This window comes from Ruegeria sp. AF7 (assembly GCF_056541885.1).
The window spans coordinates 386150-406284 of record NZ_JBQFYX010000001.1 but is presented as its reverse complement, the minus strand read 5'-3'; the positions used below and the strand labels follow the sequence as shown (position 1 = coordinate 406284).

The following is a 20135-nucleotide window of genomic DNA, read 5'->3' as shown; positions in this document are numbered from 1 at the left end:
GATCCGCTTCTTCATCTGGCCGTAAGTATCCCGGGGGAGATGCGCGGAACGCGCAGCGGGGGCAGAGCCCCCTCTCACATCTCAACCTGCTTTGACCTTTTTTTGCGCCGCGACCACTTTTTCAGCAAGATCCCGGGCAATTGCAAAAGCTCCTTTGATCTTGTCGCTGTCCTTTTTCCAGTCCCGGCGCACGACGATTTTGTTGTCTTTGACCTTGGCCATACCGCGTTGATTCTGAATGAACTCAACCAGTCCCTGCGGCGAGGCGAATTTGTCATTGTGAAACTGGATGGTCGCGCCTTTCGGCCCGCCGTCAAGCTTTGCGATCCCGGCGCGTTTACACATGGCCTTGATCCGCACAACCAGCATCAAGGTATTCACCTCTTTCGGCAATTTGCCAAAACGGTCGATCAATTCCGCAGCAAAGCCTTCCAGTTCGACTTTTGTCGACAGCGATGACAGGCGGCGATAGAGCCCCAGGCGCACATCCAGATCTGGCACGTAGTTCTCGGGGATCATAACCGGCACACCCAGATTGATCTGCGGGGCCCATTGATCGTCCGCATCCGACAGCCCCTCCATCTCGCCGGCTTTGATCTTGGCAATCGCCTCTTCCAGCATGGATTGGTAAAGCTCGTAGCCGACATCGCGCATCTGGCCGGATTGTTCTTCACCCAACAGGTTGCCCGCACCACGTATGTCAAGGTCCTGCGAGGCCAGAGTGAACCCGGCCCCCAACGTATCCAGCGAGCCCAGAACACGCAGGCGTTTCTCGGCGGCAGCGGTCAATTTCTGACGCAGTTTGGTGGTCAGGTAAGCATAGGCACGGGTTTTCGAGCGCCCCACCCTGCCCCGGATTTGATAGAGCTGCGCAAGGCCAAACATGTCCGCGCGGTGCACGACCATCGTATTCGCCGTCGGAATATCCAGCCCGCTTTCGACGATTGTCGTGGCCAGCAGCACATCGTACTTGCCGTCATAAAACGCGTTCATCCGATCATCGAGCTCACCCGCTGCCATCTGGCCATGGGCAACCACGTAAGTGAGCTCAGGCAGTTGATCTTTCAGAAATTCTTCGATCTCAGGCAGGTCCGAGATGCGCGGTACAACATAGAAACTCTGCCCCCCACGATAGTGTTCACGCAGCAGCGCTTCTCGGATTGTAACGGCATCGAACTCGCTGACATAGGAGCGGATCGCCAGTCTGTCGATTGGAGGTGTTCCGATAATCGACAGGTCGCGCACGCCGGTCAACGATAGTTGCAGCGTTCGTGGGATCGGTGTCGCGGTCAGGGTCAGCACGTGAATGTCTGAGCGCAGCTGTTTCAGCCGTTCCTTATGACCCACGCCAAAATGCTGTTCCTCGTCGATGATCAAAAGCCCCAGATTGTTGAACCGTATGTTCTTGGCCAAAAGCGCATGCGTTCCGATCACGATGTCCACTGTCCCGCGGGCCAGCCCGTCACGGGTTTTCTGGGCTTCTTTCGACGAAACAAAGCGCGACAATTGCCGCACCTCCAGCGGGAATCCCCGAAAGCGCTCCCTGAAACTCGCGGCATGCTGGCGGGACAGAAGGGTGGTGGGCGCTACAACCGCAACCTGAACGCCCGACATGGCGGCGACAAATGCGGCGCGCATGGCAACCTCGGTCTTGCCAAAGCCGACGTCACCGCAGATCAGACGATCCATTGGTGCGCCGGAATGGATATCTTCCATCACATCCGAGATCGCTCGCAACTGGTCTTCGGTTTCCTGATATGGGAACCGCGCGCTGAATTCTTCCCACGCGTGGGGCGGCGGATCCATGACCGGGGCTTTGCGCAACGCGCGTTCAGCGGCGATGCGGATCAGCTTATCGGCCATCTCGCGGATGCGCTCTTTCAGCTTGGCCTTCTTTGCCTGCCATGCGCCACCGCCCAAACGGTCCAGCAGACCTTCGTCATGACCGTATTTCGACAGCAGTTCTATGTTTTCGACCGGCAGGTACAGCTTTGCCTGTTCAGCATATTCCAGCAACAGGCATTCATGGGCGGCACCGGCTGCGGTGACGACCTCCATTCCCATGTAACGACCTATGCCGTGATCCACGTGTACAACCAGATCACCAGGGCTGAGCGATTGGGCTTCGGTCAGAAAGTTCTCGGCCTTGCGGCGCTTTTTAGGCTGACGGATCAGCCTGTCGCCCAGCACATCCTGTTCAGCGATCACTGTTAGATCAGGAGTTTCAAACCCGTGCTCTAACGCCCAGACGGCAAGGTGCAAGCCGCGTTTACCAATACGGGTGCCGTTGGCCACATGTATCGCCTCGGCCAACCCCTCGTCTTCGATCAGGCCGGTCAGGCGTTCCCGCGCACCATCAGAATATGAGGCGATCAGCACCGGGCCTTTGTCGAGCTTTGCAGTAATGTGACTGGCCAAAGCACCGAACAAGCTGATGCTTTCCTGCTGGCGTTCCGGCGCAAAATTGCGCCCGATGCGTCCTCCCGCGTCGATGACACCGGGGCCAGAGGCTTGCGGCAGCGGGCTGAACTGCAATACCCGGCGATCCGCGACAGCCGCCTCCCAGGCGGTATCGTCAAGATACAGCAACCCCGGAGGTGTAGGTTTATAGACCGTGTCCATGCGGGATCGGTTTTCCAGCGCCAGCCGCCGGGTTTCGTACTGATCGGCAATCGTATCCCAACGCGCCAGACGCGCGGGCGTCACCTGATCATCGACAGTGATCACCGCATTCGGCAAGTAGTCGAACAGTGTCTCCAGTTTTTCGTGGAAGAACGGCAGCCAGTGTTCGATCCCCTGATGTTTGCGGCCCGCGCTTACGGCCTCATACAATGGGTCATCTGTACCGGCGGCACCAAATTCAATGCGATAGTTCTGGCGGAACCGGGTTATGGCGGCCTCGTCCAGGATGACTTCGGACACCGGTGCAAGTTCAACGATGTCCAGCTTTTCGGTTGTTCGCTGGGACGCCGGATCAAAGCGTCGCGCACCGTCCAGAACGTCGCCGAACAGGTCCAGCCGAACCGGGCCCGTCTCTCCCGGAGGGAAGATGTCGATGATGCCGCCACGGATGGCGTAATCGCCGGGTTCCATCACCGTTGGACTTTGTGTGAACCCCATACGCACCAGAAAGTTTCGCAGAGCGGTTTCATCTATGCGATGGCCAACTCGGGCAGTAAACGCCGCCTCACGCAATACCTCTCGTGCCGGGACGCGTTGGGTCGCGGCGTTCAGCGTGGTCAGCAATACATACTGTTGGGGCATCTGGTGAACCAGCGCCGCCAGTGTGGCGACGCGCGCCGCTGAGATATCCGCATTGGGCGAGACCCGATCATAAGGAAGGCAATCCCAGCCCGGAAACACAAAGACAGGCATCTGAGGCGCAAAGAACGCCAGTGCGGAACGCATCGCTTCCATCCGCTTGTCATCGCGTGCGACATGGGCCACCGGCCCCTTGCTGCGGGCAATCTCGTTCAGCACCAGCTGCGCGTCAAACCCTTCGGGGGCACCGCCAACTGTCACGTGGTTCGGAGCCTTCATCGCCTCGCCTTTCAGAATCTTCTATCCCAGAACGCCAATCGAAAGGTTCTGATACATGCCCCAGAGCGAAGTGACCAGTATCGAGATCATACCGATGATCTGGGTGTACAGGCGGCAGCGGGAAATTGTTTTAGAGACAGTTTCGAGCGTCAAGTCCTGCCGCCTGAGGCGCCTTGCGTGTGCAATGTTCACCAAAAGCACCAAGGTCATTGGGAACAAAAGCAAAAAAAGGGCCTGCGCGAACTCAACATCATAATAGAACCCAAGCGTGGCCATCCCGGTAAACAGAAAACACCCAAACGCCAAAAGGATGGTGCCAGACATCTCGACAATCAGCAGAATCCGATTTGTATGGATGCGAACGATGTCGAGCAGATCGGTTTCGACCTGACCTCCGATCCGGCGGGCACGGACAACCAGATCATATGGGATGCCCATCACCCAGTGGCTGGCCGACGACCAGAGTACCGCCAGTACGATCCAGAACCACAGATTCGAAAAGCTGCGCATGTCGATGAGTTCAAAGATCGAAGAGTACCAGTCCAAACCCAACCCTTTATTCACACTACTCAGGGGGGTTCCATCTAGGCGCGCGTCCATTGATACCCTTGAGACCTTTGTGAATTCATGCCACCCAATGCACGAATGTTCAAGGAGAACGCGCCATGAAACCGACCATTGCCCCATTTCCCATGACCCGCTTTCGCCGCGCCCGTCAATCACAGGCAATTCGTGCGCTGGTGCGTGAGAACACTCTGACAACGGATGACCTGATCTGGCCGGTTTTCGTACGCGATGGCGAAGGCATTGAAGAGCCCGTGCCCTCGATGCCTGGTGTGGTTCGCAGATCGGTTGACCTGATTGCCAAAGCGGCGGTCGAGGCCCAGGCCCTTGGGATTCCTGCGATTTGCATCTTTCCCTACACCGACCCGGCACTGAAAACCGAAGACTGCGCCGAGGCATGGAACCCCGACAACCTGTCAAACCGGGCCATCCGGGCAATCAAGGCAGCGGCTCCGGACATTGCCGTAATGACGGATGTGGCGCTTGACCCGTATAACATCAACGGTCACGACGGATATGTCGTTGACGGCGAAATCGTCAACGACCAGACCGTCGAGGCACTGGTAAAGATGACGCTGGCACAGGCCGACGCCGGTGCGGATATCATCGGCCCGTCGGACATGATGGATGGCCGGATCGGGGAAATGCGTCGCGCGCTGGAAGGTGCAGGCTATCACAACGTGATGATCCTCAGCTATGCCGCAAAATATGCCAGTGCGTTTTACGGACCCTTCCGCGACGCGGTCGGCGCATCGGGGGCCCTGACGGGCGACAAGAAGACATACCAGATGGACCCTGCAAACTCGGACGAGGCTTTGCGCCTGATCGAACGCGATCTGACCGAAGGCGCGGATATGGTGATGATCAAGCCGGGCATGCCTTATCTGGATATCTGCCGCCGCGTGAAAGACAGTTTCGGTGCGCCGACATATGCCTATCAGGTATCGGGCGAATACGCGATGATCCAGGCCGCAGCCCAGAACGGCTGGATCGATGGCGAGAAGGTGATGCTGGAAAGCCTTCTCGCCTTCAAACGCGCCGGTTGCGATGGAATTCTGACCTATTTCTCTCCTCAGGTTGCGCGCATCCTGCAGGGATAAAGCCCGCAAGTTTCGCGATATTTCGCCGATAAGATTGCCCGATCGGGCAGCTTTCCCGTGACACATCGCCCTGATCGGCGTATCCTTGCCGCCAAGACCGGGATCACCCGGCATATCAGGCACAGTTACAGAGATATAAAACCATGAGCAGTTCCAACTCCCCCCGACTGAATCGTCGCGGCTTTGCCTTGGGCATGGCAGGTCTGAGCTTGACCGCCGCCTGCGGCAACGGTGTCGGCAATTCCAACGCAGCAACAATCGATGCCCGGGTCGACGCCACGCTGACCGAGATGTACAGCCGCTATCCCAATACGGTTGAAATTGCGAACAAGGCCAACGGCATGCTGGTCATGCCGCTGATTACCGAAGCCGGTTTCGTGTTCGGTGGCGGTTACGGTCGCGGCGCACTGCGCATCAGCGGTGCAACAGTTGACTTCTATTCGGCGGTCAAGGGCACGGCCGGGCTACAGATCGGCGCGCAGCAATATGCGCATGTTCTGTTTTTCATGACCGAAGACGCCCTGAACGATTTCCGGCGCTCCAGTGGTTGGACAGCCGGAGCAGATATTGGCTATGTGGTCAGCGATCAGGGCGATTCCCTGTCGACAGACACAACGACACTGCGCTCGCCCGTTCTGGCCGCCATCTTCGGACAGGCTGGGCTTCAGATCGGTGCGACCGTGGAAGGCACGAAATATACCCGCATTATTCCATAACTCGGGCTTCCCACTTCTTCTGACAAACCCCATCACAGCGGAATGCTGCGGTGGGGTATTTGTTTTCATCCTTTCTGCACAGGTTCTTGCCGCGTTCCTCTTTCGGTTGGACCCGCCATCCACTAATCTCCGCGCAACCTTCATGTACTAGAATTTGGGGCAGTAATGGGTCTTGTTTTCCGCTGGCTGGTGCGCATCGTGTCGGGTCTGATCATGCTGATCCTCGCCGCAATGGGCCTTGTCTATTTTCTGGCCAGCCAATCCCTGCCGGATTATGACCAGAAACTCGAAGTCAACGGGTTGACCGCTCCGGTTGAGATCGTGCGCGACACCGCCAATGTGCCGCACATACTGGCCCAAAATGACCCGGATGTGTTTTTCGGTCTTGGATATGCCCACGCGCAGGATCGATTGTGGCAGATGACGGTCATGCGCCGCACCGCGCAGGGCCGCTTGTCCGAAATCTTTGGACCACGCACCCTGCGCGTTGACAAGCTGCTGCGCCGGCTGGATCTGTACGGCCTTGCCCATCGCTCGGTCGAAGTGCAGGACGACTATACCAAGGCTGCCCTTCGTGCTTATGCGGCCGGGGTCAACGCACGCCTGACCGAGATCAACGACGAGGCCTTGGGGCGCGGCGCGCCTGAGATGTTCCTGTTCAATGCACCCGTCTCGCCCTGGCAACCGGGTGACAGTATTGCCGTGATCAAGCTTATGGCACTGCAACTGTCCGGTCACCTGACAGACGAGGTTCTGCGGGCGCGTACGTCTTTGATGCTGAGCAATCCGGACAGACTGGCAGATATTCTGCCCGATGTTCCCGGCCCCGGCATTGCTGCGTTGCCTGAATATGCTTCGCTGTTTCCCAACCTTCCACGCTATGCCGCTGGTACGAGTTTTCCTGAAACGCTGCTTTCACCCCTTCCCAAACGCGGGCTGGCGGGGGCATCAAACGCCTGGACTGCTGCGCCTTCGCGCTCGGCAAGCGGTGGAACATTGCTGGCCAACGACCCGCATCTCGGCTTCACAGCACCCGGCGTGTGGTATCTGGCGCATCTTGGTCTGGAAAAGGGAAGCGTCATTGGGGCCTCGATCCCTGGTATTCCTGCAATCATGACCGGCCGCAGTGACCGTTTGGGTTGGGGGGTGACGTCGTCCTATCTTGACGATCAGGACATTCATATTGAGCAGCTGAACCCGGAAAACCCCGAAGAATACCTGACCCCGGATGGCTATAAGGAGTTCCAGACCCGTCCTTCGATCATTGAAATCAAAGGGGAAGCTCCGGTTACACTGACGCTGCGCTGGACTGAGAACGGGCCTGTGTTACCCGGTACGGATTACAAGCTGGAAACCATCACACCGCCGGGCCATGTTGCGTCTTTGTCCTGGACTGCGCTCAGCCCGCAAGACACTTCGATGACGGCGTCCATGGCCCTGATGAACGCGGACAACGTGCAGGACGCCGTAACCGTGGCCCGGCAATTCATTGCGCCCTCGCAGAACCTGTCACTGGTCGACAAAACGACAATAGGGATGAAACTGATCGGCGCTATGCCCCGGCGTGATCTGCAAAACCAAAGCCGCGGACGCATTCCGACACCCGGCTGGATCGAAGCAAACCGCTGGCAAGGTCGCCTACCCTACGCCAACAACCCGGAATTCGTGGCCCCTGTCGGCGGTGTTCTGGGCAACACCAACAACAAGATCATCGACCGCCCGTTCCCGGATCATGTGTCCTACGAATGGGGCGACACTCAGCGCGTGCATCGCTGGGAACGTCTGATGCAATCGCGTGAGGTGCATACCCGCGATAGTTTCATCGAAGCGCAACTGGATACGGTCAGTTTCACCGCGCGCTCTCTGCTGCCGCTGATCGGTGCTGACCTTTGGTACACCGGTGCCTCGGCCCCTGAAGGGACGCCCGAACGGCAGCGCCAGATTGCGCTGTCGCTGCTGGCGGACTGGAACGGCGAGATGAACGAGCACCTGCCCGAACCGCTGATCTATGCAGCCTGGGTGCGGGCGCTTCAGATCCGCCTGATTTCGGACGAGCTTGGGCCGCTGGCCAGCGAATTCAAACATGTCGAGCCCCTGTTCATCGAACGGGTCTATCGTGACATTGATGGCGCCGGTGTCTGGTGCGATGTACGACAAAGCGCGCCGGTTGAAACCTGTACCGAAATGGCACGACTTGCGCTGGATGACGCGCTGATCTGGATCACCGAACGCTACGGCAGCGCACTGGAATCCCTGCGCTGGGGTGATGCCCATCAGGCGACCCACGACCACCCGGTTCTGGGGAACTTGCCTATACTTCGGTATTTTGTGAACATTCGCCAATCGACCAGTGGCGGTGACAACACCTTGCTGCGCGGGCGCACGTCGGGCGAAGGGCTCGACCCGTTTCAGAATGTGCACGGGGCCGGGTATCGCGGTGTGTATGACTTTGCCGATCCCAACAGCTCGGTCTTTATCACCGCTACCGGCCAATCGGGCCATTTCCTGTCGCGCTATTACGACGATCAGGCGCAGCTGTGGCGGCGTGGCGAGTATATTCCCATGTCGCTGGACCTTGACCTTGCCCGCGCCGCTGCTGTCGGAGTGACCAATCTGATCCCACGTTAAGCATCAGGGTTTCGGCGACTCCCCGCCCCTTTTTGTCCGGACCGTGGACGCCATGCGGCAGTTTCGCCTACCATCACCGGGCGAACTGTTTCGGACCAGGGGGAAACTATGGCCAGCATTCGGGATACTCTGAACAACCTTGCCCGGGATTACGCAATTGCTTGGAGTTCAGGTGACGCAGATGCCGTCGCCAGCTTTTTCGCGCTGGACGGACGGATTACAATCAACAGAGGTGACCCGATCGAAGGGCGCGCAGCGATTGCCGATATGGCCCGGGGTTTCTACGCCGATTTTCCTGATCTGGAGGTGCGCTGCGACATGATGCGATGGGCCGGATCTCATGCCCTATTTGTCTGGACACGTGAGGGGCATCATGCTCAGACCGGCAACCATGTTATCGCACGCGGATGGGATGAATGGGAACTTGCGCCCGATCATCTTGTACAGTCGTCAGTCGGCTGGTTCGACACCGATGACTTACAGCGACAACTTGAAGGCGTGTGACTTAGGTCGTCTTTTTGCCAGCGGTTTCAATATTGTAACTCCGCGGTATTCCTTGTGTAATCAGAAACCACTCGGATGCCTTCGTCCGCTGCTGATGCGCATCAAAGGCCTGCTGATTCACAAAAACCTCTGAAACAGTGAACCGTCCGGGTGTGATCTGATCCTCGACAACGTCGAACGACAGGCAACCCTCTTCCGCCTTTGTGAGGGCGATATGCGTGGGCAGAGCGGCGCGCACATCTTCAAGGCGGTCCGCCGGAACATCAATAAATCCGGTCAGGAATACTCTTTGATCCATTGTATCAGCCATCTTACGCAATTTCACTGTATCTATAGTGTGTCGAATTGGGCGGCCTGCTTATCTGTCCAAAGGACAGTGATACGGAACCCCTCTTCGGTCTGCTCTTCAGATTGTACAACATCCTGCCGGAACAACCACGCCCGCTTGTTCCCTTCCGCAAAGGTCAGGTTCAGAACAACCTCGTGCCGGGCCCCTTGCAGGATTGCTGCAATCTCGGACAGTAAAGGGGTCACGCCTTCGCCGGTAACTGCCGAAATGGCAAATATGGCCGGATCGCGATCCGCCCTCGCCAACGCGGCGTCTTTTTCTTCCGTGCTCAGCAAGTCAGTCTTGTTCCAAACCTCAAGCCGGGGGCGTTCTTCGTCGACACCAAGCGAGGTCAGGATTGCTTCGACATCCTGCGCCTGTGCTTCGGTTTCTTCATGGCTGATATCGCGCACGTGAACAATCAGATCAGCACCCAACACCTCTTCAAGCGTGGCCCGAAAAGACGCCACAAGCTCGGTCGGCAGGTTCGAGATAAAACCCACCGTATCCGACAGGATCACTTCCGGGCCATCGGGCAGTTGCACGCGGCGCATGGTAGGGTCCAGCGTGGCAAACAGCATGTCCTTGGCCAACACTTCGGCCCCGGTCAGCCGATTGAACAGAGTAGATTTCCCGGCATTGGTATATCCAACCAACGCAACGATCGGATATGGCACCTTGGCCCGCGCGGCACGGTGCAACGTGCGGGTCTTGACCACTTTCTGCAATTGGCGACGCAGACGCACCAGTTGTTCATCAATGGCGCGGCGGTCGGCTTCGATCTGGGTCTCGCCGGGGCCGCCGACAAATCCCAAGCCGCCACGCTGACGTTCAAGGTGGGTCCAGGCCCGCACCAGCCGTGTCCGCTGATAGCTGAGCGCAGCCATTTCGACCTGCAACACCCCTTCACGGGTACGTGCACGGTCGCTGAAAATCTCAAGGATCAGCCCGGTCCGGTCGAGGATCTTGACCTTCCATGCCTTTTCCAGATTGCGCTGCTGAACCGGGGTCACCGGCCCATCGATCAGAACCAGCTCAACCTCGTTTTCACGAAGCCGCTCGCCCAGTTCCTCGATCTTGCCACTGCCAAACAAATAGCCGGGCTGGGCGCGTTGCAGGCGAACGATTTCAGACCCGATCACGTCCAGATCGGGCAAAGCGGCGGCCAGCGCAACCGCCTCGGCCAGCGCTGGTTCAGGAACGCGGCGCTGTTCATCTGATTTGATTTCGGGATGCAGCACCCAGGCCCGGGTGCGCGTCCGGTCATGTTCCATCAAGAGGCGTCTTCGCCCTCATACAGGTTGATCGGCTGTGATGGCATGATGGTTGATATTGCGTGTTTGTACACCAGCTGCGACTGTCCGTCGCGGCGCAACAATACACAGAAATTGTCGAACCAGGTGATCACACCCTGCAATTTCACGCCATTGATCAGGAAAATTGTAACCGGAACCTTAGCTTTCCGTACATTGTTCAGGAAAGCATCCTGAAGATTCTGTCTGTCCGAAGCCATATTTTGATAATCTCGCCATTGTTCTTGCTACGCGTTGCGGACCAACGCGCTCCCTCCCGGTGAGTATGGAGTGCCGCGGTAAGATATTCCAGACGAAAAATTAAGCACTAAAGACGACGGGATCCAACCGGTTCAATCCCGCCACAGCGAAGGGGTGATCAGGGCGATGATCGCAAGCGTCTCGAGCCGGCCAATGACCATCGCCGCGCACAGCGTCAGCTTGGCCCCTGCGGACAGGTCGATCAACCGGATTGGAACATCAGTGGCCAATTCAATCAGCGGACCCGTCGTGCTGAGCGTTGCGACGCTGAGCACCATGGCCTGTTCAAACCCGGCCCCCATTGCGGCCAGCAAAAGGTTGAACACCGCCAGTGTCAGCGCAAAGAGCATCAGAAAAATCCAGGCGATAAACGCGCCGTCCCTTTGAATGCGTCGGTTGCCGCCTCCAACCCCGCTGACGGATGAGGGATAGATCAACCGGTCGATCTCGCGCGCACCGTTCAGGTACAGGGCAAAAACCCGCAGCAGTTTCACGCCGCCAGCCGTGGTGGCAACCCCACCACCGATCAGGGCCAGCCCCATCAGCAACAATCCGGGCGTTCCCAGACCAGACAATTGCTGCGCATCATCCCAGTTTGCGCTTTCAAACCCGGCGGTTGTCAGAAAGGCCAGAACAGTGAACAGCATACCCCAGATGACCTGCAATGCCTGCAAAGGTTCGATTTGCCCGCCGATTTCCGTAACGCCTGCAATAACGCGAAAGAACAGTAACGCAGCAACGGCCAGCACAATCATCAGGCCAATGCGAAACTCCGGGTCCGTATCCAGGCGGGAATAACCGGATGTTGCCGTGTCGGTCGAAAATGTCAGGCGCGAAAGGGCAAAGAACAGGAACAAAAACAAGATCGCCTCACCCGTGAAGCCCGCCTGCGCGCCTTCCATGCCGCCCACCGGAGAAATTCCGGACGTCGCCATGACCGACATTGCGTGGCAAACGGCTGTCAGTCCGGTTTCGCCTGCGATCAGAAGAAGGATCCAGATCACAGCCGTCAGCCCGGCATAGACCGGGGTCAGTCCCTTTGCCACACGGAGCAGTCGACCGCGCGGATCAACGCGTTCGCTTTGCGCAACACCCGATACCGGGCGACCCGGCTGACCGCGGGCCGTGACCTCGAACCCACCCAGCGACAAAGGCGCAAGGATTGCCGCGGCGGCAATCCACATCAGCAAACCGCCCATCCATCCAACCAAGGCGCGCCACAGGTGCAGCGGGGCCGTCAGGCGGTCTGGATCCGGAAACAGATCCGCCCCCGTGGTTGTCAGGGCACTGACCATGTCAAAATAGGCGTTCAGGAATGTGGTCGTTCCCAGCGCATCGTGAAATGGAATCGCAAGAAAGACAGGCAGAATGGTGAAACATGCAAGCATCACCGCCAATTGTCCCAAAGTTCCGCGCCTTGGCACACGGTTGGACGAGGCCAGTGCGACACTGACGACCAGAAACAACCCTATGATACCGGAGTACAAAAACGACCGCGATGTATCGTGATCATCCAGCGCCAGCGCGTAAACTGCCGGAATCCACATGGCCAGTGACGCAATAGCCCAGATCAGAAGAAACAGCGGCAACCGCCGCAATAGCCCGATCTGTTGTATCCCCGCATGCGCCATCAGAAGAAATCGATTGAAACCTGCATCAGGCGTTCGACCTCAGGCACGTCGTTGGCCATGGCAAAGATCGCGACGACATCCTTTTCATCGATCCTGAGGCTGCCCGTCGGTCGCATAACTTCATCTCCTTTGAGTACGGCCCCCACCAGTACGCCCTCGGGAAAATCGATATCGCGCAGCTTTTGACCGGCCATGGGAGAGGTTGAAAGAACCTCAGCCTCGATCACTTCGGCCTCAGCATCTCCGATCGAGTAGACCTGTCGCACCCGGCCATGACGGATGTGGCGCAAGATCGAACTGACGGTGGTTGCCCGTGGATTGATATACGCATCAATCCCCAAAGGTCCCATCAGGGCCACCATACTGGGATCATTGATCAAAGCGATCGCCAGGGCACAACCCTCGGCCTTGGCGCGTACAGCGGCCAGCATGTTCGTGCGGTCGTCATCCGTAACCGCCAGCATTGCATCCGCCCTGTCGATACCGGCTTCGCTCAACAAACTGGCATCAAGGCCATCACCGTGCAGCACAATCGTCCGTTCCAGCGCCTCGGCGGCGATCTCGGCGCATCGGCGATCCCGCTCGACGATTTTGGCGCGCACGCGGCTTTTTTGTTCTTCCAGAGTTCGCGCCACTTCAAGCCCGACATTGCCCCCGCCCACGATCACCACACGATCCTGACGCTTTTGGGTCTTGCCAAACACCTCCATAGTGCGATCCACGTCTTTTACATTGGTAAAGACGTAGCATTCGTCGCCCACAAACAGCTGATCCTCGGATTCTGGTGCAAACAGCGTGCCATCGCGACGCACCCCCACTACGATCGAACTGAGCGTCGAGAACAAATCGGTCAGTTGCCGCAAAGGTGTGTTCACGATCGGGCAGTCTTCATCCACGCGAATACCCAAAAGCTGCGCCTTGCCGTCCATGAAAATCTCGGTGTCAAAGGCGGACGGGGCCGACAGGCGGCGCATCGCAGCAGCGGCAACTTCGCGTTCGGGGCTGATCACCACATCAATCGGCAGATGATCGCGCCGGTAAAGGTCCGAGTGGATCGCCTCAAGATATGATTTCGACCGCAGTCGCGCGATCTTGCGCTGGATCGAAAAGACCGAATGCGCCATCTGGCAGGTGACCATGTTCACCTCATCCGAATGGGTCGCAGCGATAATCATGTCCGCATCGCGCGCGCCTGCCCTTTCAAGCACATCGGGATAACTTGCAAACCCGGCGATCCCCTGCACGTCCAGCGTTTCGGTCGCCCGCCGAACCAGGTCGGGATTGTTGTCGACAACGGTGACGTCGTTCAATTCACCCGAAAGGTGCCGCGCAATCTGCCAGCCGACCTGACCCGCGCCGCAAATAATGACCTTCATGTTTCTGGCCCTTCTGCCTGAAAGGATTGAATGACAGATGCCCCCAAAGCGGTCAATTGAATTGTCATCGCCGATCAGCTGCGGCAAGATAAGCATATGAAAACGCTGTTTCCTATGCTTGTGCCGCTGATGGTGCTGTCCTCGTGCGGGCCGCTCTCGCTTTACTATCGCGAGGGTGAAACCGTGTCACGTCTGCAAAAAGAGACCACCCAGTGCCAGCTTAGGGCGGTCAAAGAGGTGCCAGTTGCCAATCAGATCCGCCAAAGCCCGCCGACATATTGGCCCGGGCGCACGTATTGCGACGGCAGAGGTCGTTGCTATCAATCCCCGGGCTGGTGGCAGCCCGGCAGGGTCTATACCGTCGATGTGAATCAGGGTCTGCGAAACACGGTTGAGGCGCAATGCATGGCCGAAAAGGGATTTCGCCCTGTCAGTTTGCCGCCCTGCAAGCAAAATGTGAAATCGCGGGTACCATTGGCGCGAACAACAACATTGCCGCCCCTCAACAGTGCCTCATGCTTTGTGAAATTCGATGACGGGTCGTTTCAGATCATCACTCCGGGGCAAGCCGGGTAAGCAAAACCACGGTACCGCGCGATTGATCATTCCAGTCCGGTTCAAGCGCGTTTGCGCCGCGCGGCAAGCCACAAATGCAGCGCCATGGCAACAGCATAGAACCCTACCACGGCAATCAACATGCCTGCTTCACTGGTCCGCCACAGTATTGCAAGCAAAACAGGTGTGCCCAATAGGTTACCCGCATTCCCCATCTGCGCCATCGCACCATAGCTCAGCGCCTGGTTTTCGGGTGTCGAGTTCAACTGCGGCACCGCCGCAAAGCTGCCGCCCTGAACAAGCCCCAGCACCGCAAAAAGCGCAACGCAGACAACGGGCAACGGGGCACCAAGAAACAGGGCGCCTATCGTAAGGATAGACAGCCCGAAACCGAGGTTAATAACAAAAACACCAGAACAAACGCTCAGCAAAACCGGGACGGTAAGCCAGGAAATCACGATCCCGGCCAACGGCATCAGACCAGCAATCATCGCACTGACATCGTCCGGCAATCTTCCCGGAAGAATGGCCAGCAACGAGACAAAGGTCAGCGTGTAAAAGAACCACCCGAGCGCCGGAGCGGACACAAACGCAGAGCGATAGGTCTGTACGTGTATGTCAATCAGTATTCGCACGCTCCAAAAGGGATTGTTTACCAAATCCGATGCACTGTTGGGACGGAAAGATACGATCAGGACGGCGATCAGAAACATCAGCGCGCCATGGGTAGCAAAATAAACCGGCAGCCCGACCTGAGCGATCAAGGGAAGCCCAAGCCATGCGTTCAGGGCAAAGGCGACACCAAAGAAACTGCTCCACAAAACCATTGCCGCGTTGCGCCATTTTCCAATCGTGATTTGCGCAATCAGTGTTGGTGCTGCGACAACGATAGCCAGATGAGAGACCCCTTCGACAACGCGGCTGACCAGCATCAGGCCCAAACCGGGGATACTGGCCTGAAACAGGGACACCGCCCCGCCAAGGGTCAAGCCAAACATCAGCAACCGGACAGGCCCAACCCGCCCGGCTATCGCGCCGGACAATGCACCAAGAATCGCGCCAATCAGGCTGATGACTGACAAAAGCCAGCCAATCTTGTCCGCGTGCGCAGGATAGAGGGCTGCGACCTGAGCAAAAGGAACCGCAATCTTGGCGAATTGGGTCGCCGCACCTAGCCCGGCAAGCCAAAGCAACAAAACCTGTAACAAGATGCGTAATGGATGGGGCATAAGCCGGTTCTACTGCACCCGACCGCACAGGAATACGCATAAATTATGCGCGTCCCGACCGTGCCCCACTGACCAGCCGGACCGGCGTTCCATCCGACAGGTACAACCGTTCCCAGGTGATCTGTCCGGCACTGATCCGGATACGGTCGTGCCGCGCTTCGGAGGTTACAAACGACTTGGGGTTGGGCGCTTGCAAATCCCACCATCCCTCGTCCTGTAGCTCGGCCTCAGCCTGACGGATTTCGTCCGTCGCAAATTGCCAGAGGGACACGCCAAGCAGTGCCCGTTGGGTGGTTTTCCAGTCCCGCGCCCGCCTGCGGGAATAGGCCAGGCACAGGTGGCTGGCCTCCTCAACCAGATGGATGCAGTCTGCCGAGTTCACGACAAGCCGTCTTAGCGCGTTGTCATCCGCCCTGAAAGGAGCCAGCGCAGCAAACACCGAGTGTTGTTGATCAGGCGTTGGAAGCTGAACCCCGTTCTCCCATCTGGAAACCGTGGTCTGATCGACCTCCAGAACCTCGGCCAGCGCAGCTTGTTTCAATCCGATCGACCGTCGAAGTCGCTTTAACCGCCTGCCAAAAGCCGGGTAGCCTTCGACGAACCGGCCAGACAGATCAGAGTTCACCGTTCTCGCCATCAGTTCCTCACATCCGTCTGCCCGTGAACTATGCCCCCAGACTCACTCTGCCGGTTCGGGTTCGTCGATTTGCGCGACCCGCGCACCAGATTTGTTCGAGGTCACAACACCCAGCGACTTTAACTTGCGATGCAGCGCACTGCGTTCCATGCCGACAAAGCTGGCGGTGCGGCTGATATTGCCGCCAAAGCGGTTGATCTGGGTCAGCAGATATTCCCGCTCGAACGCTTCGCGGGCCTCGCGCAGCGGCAAAGTGGCCAGCGCACCCGACAAGACAACGCGGCCCGACTCTTCGGCCTTGTCTTCTTCATTGGGCAGCTCGCGCGCCTCAATCGGGCCGGTGCCGTCGCCCAGAATCAAAACACGTTCGATCAGGTTCTTCAACTGGCGCACGTTACCCGGCCAGGTCATTGTCTGCAGCAAAGCGACCGCCTCGTCCGACAGCTCCCGCATAGGCAACCCTTGGGTTTCGTTGCACATTTCGATGAAGTGCTGGGCCAGTACCGGTATATCCTCGCGCCGGTCCTCGAGTGAGGGAACGGAGATCGGAACCACATTCAGACGGTGATACAGCTCTTCCCGGAAACGCTCGGCGGCGATTTCATCATCCAGATCCTTGTTGGTTGATGAGATCACCCGAAGATCCACGCGCACCTTGTCCGAGCCACCCACGCGCTGGAATTGCTGATCCACCAGCACCCGCAGGATTTTGGACTGTGTGCCCAAAGGCATGTCGGAAACTTCATCAAAATAGACCACGCCGCCATGGGCTTCTTCCAGCAATCCGGATTCCACACCGCGTTCGGCCGATTCCCGGCCAAACAGAACTTCTTCCACACGCTCAGGCTCAATCCCGGCACAGTTGACGGTCACGAACGGAGCGTTCGCACGGTTGGAGTGGGCATGGATATAACGCGCAGCAATTTCCTTGCCCGAACCCGCAGGTCCACGCAGCATGACGCGACCGTTTGATTTGGTCACCTTGTCCAACTGCCCCTGCATGGCCCGGAACGACGCGGATTTGCCGATCATGTCCGAGTTGTTGACCTCTTTCCGCTTCAGCGACGCGTTCTCGCGCCGCAGACGAGACGTCTCCATCGCGCGGCGGATCACCACCATCAACTGGTCAATGTTAAACGGTTTCTCGATAAAGTCGTAAGCACCCTGTTTGATAGCCGCTACAGCGATTTCGATATTGCCGTGGCCCGAAATAATCACCACCGGCACATCCGGGTTATCGCGCTTTACCGTCTTGAGGATATCAATCCCGTCCATGCGGCTGTCTTTCAGCCAGATATCCAGGATCAACAGACCCGGCGGTTCGGAATTGATCGACGCCATGCACTCGTCCGAGTTGGCTGCCAGCCGGGTTGAATAGCCTTCGTCCTCCAGAATGTCGGACACCAGCTCGCGAATATCGCGCTCGTCATCTACGATCAGAATGTCGCTCATCTTTGGCCTGCTTTCAGTTTGTTGGTTCTAATTGCCTGCTTCTGCGGCGCAACGGTTGGGGACATACTTGCCCCAGGCAAACGGATCACAGCCATTGCGCCAAAATGGTCCTGTCCGTCAAATACGGGCGCGTCCTCAAGGGTCAGCGCGCCGCCATGCTCTTCTATGATTTTCTTGACGATCGGAAGACCCAACCCGGTCCCTTCGTCGCGTGTCGTTACATAAGGTTCAAACAAACGCGCCCGGTCTTCCGGCAGACCTATCCCATTGTCTGCAATGGTGATGATTGTACCCGCATCATCGCTTGAAACCGCCACCTTGATCTGCGGCACCAGGTTTTCCGGGGCCCCTTTTTCTTTCAGAGTTGCAATGGCTTCTCCGGCATTCTTAATCAGGTTCGTCAACGCTTGATTAAGCATGGTCGCATCTACATCCGCCATGATCGGCTGCTGCGGCAGGTCGGCATCAATCTGTACGTCCGGCTGTCCCGCCTGTTGCAAAAGTACGGCTTCGCGCACCAGTTCGACAAGGTCTTCCTCCCGTCGAACGGGCTCGGGCATCCGCGCGAACTTGGAAAACTCATCCACGATACGCCGCAGGTCATTGGTTTGCCGCACGATGACGCCGGTCATCGATTCAAGGCTGCCGCTGTCTTCCTCATCCAGTTTGCGGGCGAACTTGCGCTTGATGCGCTCTGCGCTGAGCTGGATCGGCGTCAATGGGTTCTTGATTTCATGTGCAATGCGGCGGGCCACGTCACCCCACGCCGCCATTCGCTGCGCGCTGACCAGATCGGTTACATCGTCAAAGGCAACCACATAACCTTCCAGCCCGCCATCCTCTCCACGACGGATAGCCATGCGAACCAGCAGGTTTTCAAGCTGCCCCTTACGTGTGACCTTAACCTCACCCTGAACAGCCTCCTGCCCGCTGTCCTTGAGGCTTTCAAACAAAGGCAAAAACTCGGGAACCGCAATGCCGATAGCCAGGTGTTCTTCACCACGCGACCAGTCCAGCAAGCGTTCAGCCGAGCGATTGACAAACGTAACGCATCCATCGGGGTCCACGCCGACAACACCGGACGTGACCGAACTGAGCACGGAATCAAACAGGCGACGCCTGCTTTCGATTTGCTGGGTATTTTCCAGCAGCGTGTCCCGCTGCCCTTTTAGTTGTCGGGTCATCTGGTTGAAATATCGGCCCAACATCGCAATTTCGTCGTCGCTGGCCTCTTCAATGACCTGGACACTCAAGTCTCCGGCACCGACCCGCTGCGCCGCCGTGGTCAAACGTCCAACCGGGCGCGAGAGGCGTTCGGCAAACCACATCCCCAGCGACATCGCAGCCAGGATCAGGATCAGCGCAAAGCCCAGATAAAGCAGACCGAATTCGAACAACACCCTGCCCCGTTCACTTTCCAGCTGCTGATAGAACTGCGCCGTTTCCTTGGTGTCATCCAGCAGCGTCAACAACTGCCCATCCACCTCGCGGCTGACATAGAGGTAGCGGTCCAGATAAGCGGTCAGAGGCACAAGCGCGCGGAATTCATTATTCGGCCAGTCGGCAATGATCAGCAGCCCCTTATCTGCCGCTTCCGTCATTTGCTCGGCTGTTGGTGCCTCATAGTTGAACAGATAGGACCGATCCCCGCGCGACCGGATTTCGCCCGTTCCGTCGATGACATAGGCTTCGCGCAATCCGCGCTGAATCCGGGCCTGCCCCTGCGCCAGAACCTCGCGGAGTTCGGCATCAGAAATGTAAAACTCCACCGAACGTGCATTGTTCAGGAACCGCGCCAGAACCGTAGCGTCCTGCGTCAGACCGCTGCGATGTTCCTGCTCATAAGCCTCTGCCGCCGTCAGGGAAGACCCGACAACCTGGCGCACGCGATCCGAAAACCAGCCTTCCAGACCGATATTCACGGTCAGTCCGGCAAAAATGGCGACCGTAACGGTCGGAACCAGCGCAAGCAGCGTAAACGCCCCGATCAGGCGCAAATGCAGACGCGAGCCTGCCGACTTGGCCCGCCTTGCAGCAATCAGGCTGCCCAACTGACTGAGCACCAAAGCTGCCACAACCAGAACATAGACAAGATCAGCCAGCAGAATCAGCCGCAATGTCGGCGCGGTCGCACCTAGGTCAAAAGGACCAATGACGAGGTATGTGGCAAGCGCCAGAACTGGCCCCATGAGGACCAGCCCAAAGGTGCCGAAATTGCGCAGTTTCCGTGATTTACGCCATCGACCAATCGATGGGATCATCCCGCTCTGTGCTCGGGTTGCCACCGTCTGCCCTCATCCTGATGTGCCGCTTGTGCGGCTT

The 20135-nt window shown here is 57.9% G+C and carries 16 protein-coding genes; 5 read left to right on the top strand and 11 right to left on the bottom strand.

The features are described 5' to 3' along the window. Nucleotides 1–81: 81 nt before the first annotated feature. The gene (gene mfd / locus ACR0AP_RS02060) at nucleotides 82–3540 is read right to left on the bottom strand and encodes a transcription-repair coupling factor (protein WP_480504990.1); all 3459 of its coding nucleotides are present in this window, start codon (nucleotides 3538–3540) and stop codon (nucleotides 82–84) included. Between the two features lie 21 nt (nucleotides 3541–3561). Continuing rightward, entirely contained in the window at nucleotides 3562–4086 is a 525-nt protein-coding gene (locus ACR0AP_RS02055; RefSeq protein ID WP_480505803.1) for a component of SufBCD complex, read from the bottom strand. A gap of 119 nt (nucleotides 4087–4205) precedes the next feature. On the opposite strand from ACR0AP_RS02055, the gene hemB reads away from it, so the two are divergent. The 4 genes from hemB to ACR0AP_RS02035 all read left to right on the top strand — a co-directional run bounded on the left by hemB (nucleotide 4206) and on the right by ACR0AP_RS02035 (nucleotide 9052). Then, the gene (hemB, locus tag ACR0AP_RS02050; RefSeq protein ID WP_267365852.1) at nucleotides 4206–5204 is read left to right on the top strand and encodes a porphobilinogen synthase; all 999 of its coding nucleotides are present in this window, start codon (nucleotides 4206–4208) and stop codon (nucleotides 5202–5204) included. A gap of 143 nt (nucleotides 5205–5347) precedes the next feature. Continuing rightward, a complete protein-coding gene (locus ACR0AP_RS02045) occupies nucleotides 5348–5920 on the top strand; it encodes a lipid-binding SYLF domain-containing protein (RefSeq protein ID WP_209503773.1) in 573 nt (190 codons plus the stop codon). 165 nt (nucleotides 5921–6085) lie between these two features. After that, complete coding sequence (locus tag ACR0AP_RS02040) at nucleotides 6086–8548, top strand: penicillin acylase family protein (RefSeq protein WP_480504987.1); 2463 nt, start codon at nucleotides 6086–6088, stop codon at nucleotides 8546–8548. A 108-nt stretch (nucleotides 8549–8656) separates the two neighbouring features. Next, nucleotides 8657–9052 (top strand): SgcJ/EcaC family oxidoreductase, encoded by a 396-nt coding sequence (locus tag ACR0AP_RS02035; RefSeq protein WP_480504985.1) that lies wholly within the window; start codon nucleotides 8657–8659, stop codon nucleotides 9050–9052. A gap of 1 nt (nucleotide 9053) precedes the next feature. On the opposite strand, the gene ACR0AP_RS02030 is transcribed toward ACR0AP_RS02035, so the two are convergent. From ACR0AP_RS02030 to trkA, 5 genes are all read right to left on the bottom strand, one after another. Next, on the bottom strand, nucleotides 9054–9350 hold the full coding sequence (locus ACR0AP_RS02030; protein ID WP_480504983.1) for a putative quinol monooxygenase: 297 nt from the start codon (nucleotides 9348–9350) through the stop codon (nucleotides 9054–9056). Between the two features lie 32 nt (nucleotides 9351–9382). Continuing rightward, nucleotides 9383–10654 (bottom strand): GTPase HflX, encoded by a 1272-nt coding sequence (gene hflX, locus ACR0AP_RS02025; protein ID WP_480504981.1) that lies wholly within the window; start codon nucleotides 10652–10654, stop codon nucleotides 9383–9385. Continuing rightward, entirely contained in the window at nucleotides 10654–10893 is a 240-nt protein-coding gene (gene hfq / locus ACR0AP_RS02020) for an RNA chaperone Hfq (RefSeq protein ID WP_005982826.1), read from the bottom strand. The genes hflX and hfq overlap by 1 nt, the downstream gene beginning before the upstream one ends. 132 nt (nucleotides 10894–11025) lie before the next feature. Beyond that, entirely contained in the window at nucleotides 11026–12564 is a 1539-nt protein-coding gene (locus tag ACR0AP_RS02015) for a TrkH family potassium uptake protein (RefSeq protein WP_267366208.1), read from the bottom strand. After that, nucleotides 12564–13940 (bottom strand): Trk system potassium transporter TrkA, encoded by a 1377-nt coding sequence (trkA, locus tag ACR0AP_RS02010; protein WP_480504979.1) that lies wholly within the window; start codon nucleotides 13938–13940, stop codon nucleotides 12564–12566. The genes ACR0AP_RS02015 and trkA overlap by 1 nt, the downstream gene beginning before the upstream one ends. Before the next feature lie 96 nt (nucleotides 13941–14036). On the opposite strand from trkA, the gene ACR0AP_RS02005 reads away from it, so the two are divergent. Continuing rightward, entirely contained in the window at nucleotides 14037–14516 is a 480-nt protein-coding gene (locus tag ACR0AP_RS02005) for a hypothetical protein (RefSeq protein ID WP_209503766.1), read from the top strand. Nucleotides 14517–14557: 41 nt separating this feature from the next. On the opposite strand, the gene ACR0AP_RS02000 is transcribed toward ACR0AP_RS02005, so the two are convergent. Genes ACR0AP_RS02000 through ACR0AP_RS01985 form a run of 4 tightly spaced genes read right to left on the bottom strand, consistent with a single transcriptional unit; the run spans nucleotide 14558 to nucleotide 20074 of the window. Continuing rightward, nucleotides 14558–15724, bottom strand: a complete 1167-nt coding sequence (locus ACR0AP_RS02000) for an MFS transporter (RefSeq protein ID WP_480504977.1) — start codon at nucleotides 15722–15724, stop codon at nucleotides 14558–14560. Nucleotides 15725–15767: 43 nt separating this feature from the next. Continuing rightward, complete coding sequence (locus tag ACR0AP_RS01995; protein ID WP_480504975.1) at nucleotides 15768–16361, bottom strand: helix-turn-helix transcriptional regulator; 594 nt, start codon at nucleotides 16359–16361, stop codon at nucleotides 15768–15770. A gap of 42 nt (nucleotides 16362–16403) precedes the next feature. Further along, entirely contained in the window at nucleotides 16404–17813 is a 1410-nt protein-coding gene (ntrX, locus tag ACR0AP_RS01990; RefSeq protein ID WP_480480685.1) for a nitrogen assimilation response regulator NtrX, read from the bottom strand. After that, a complete protein-coding gene (locus tag ACR0AP_RS01985) occupies nucleotides 17810–20074 on the bottom strand; it encodes a sensor histidine kinase NtrY-like (RefSeq protein WP_480505801.1) in 2265 nt (754 codons plus the stop codon). Before ACR0AP_RS01985 ends, ntrX begins: the two co-directional genes overlap by 4 nt. Nucleotides 20075–20135 lie beyond the last annotated feature (61 nt).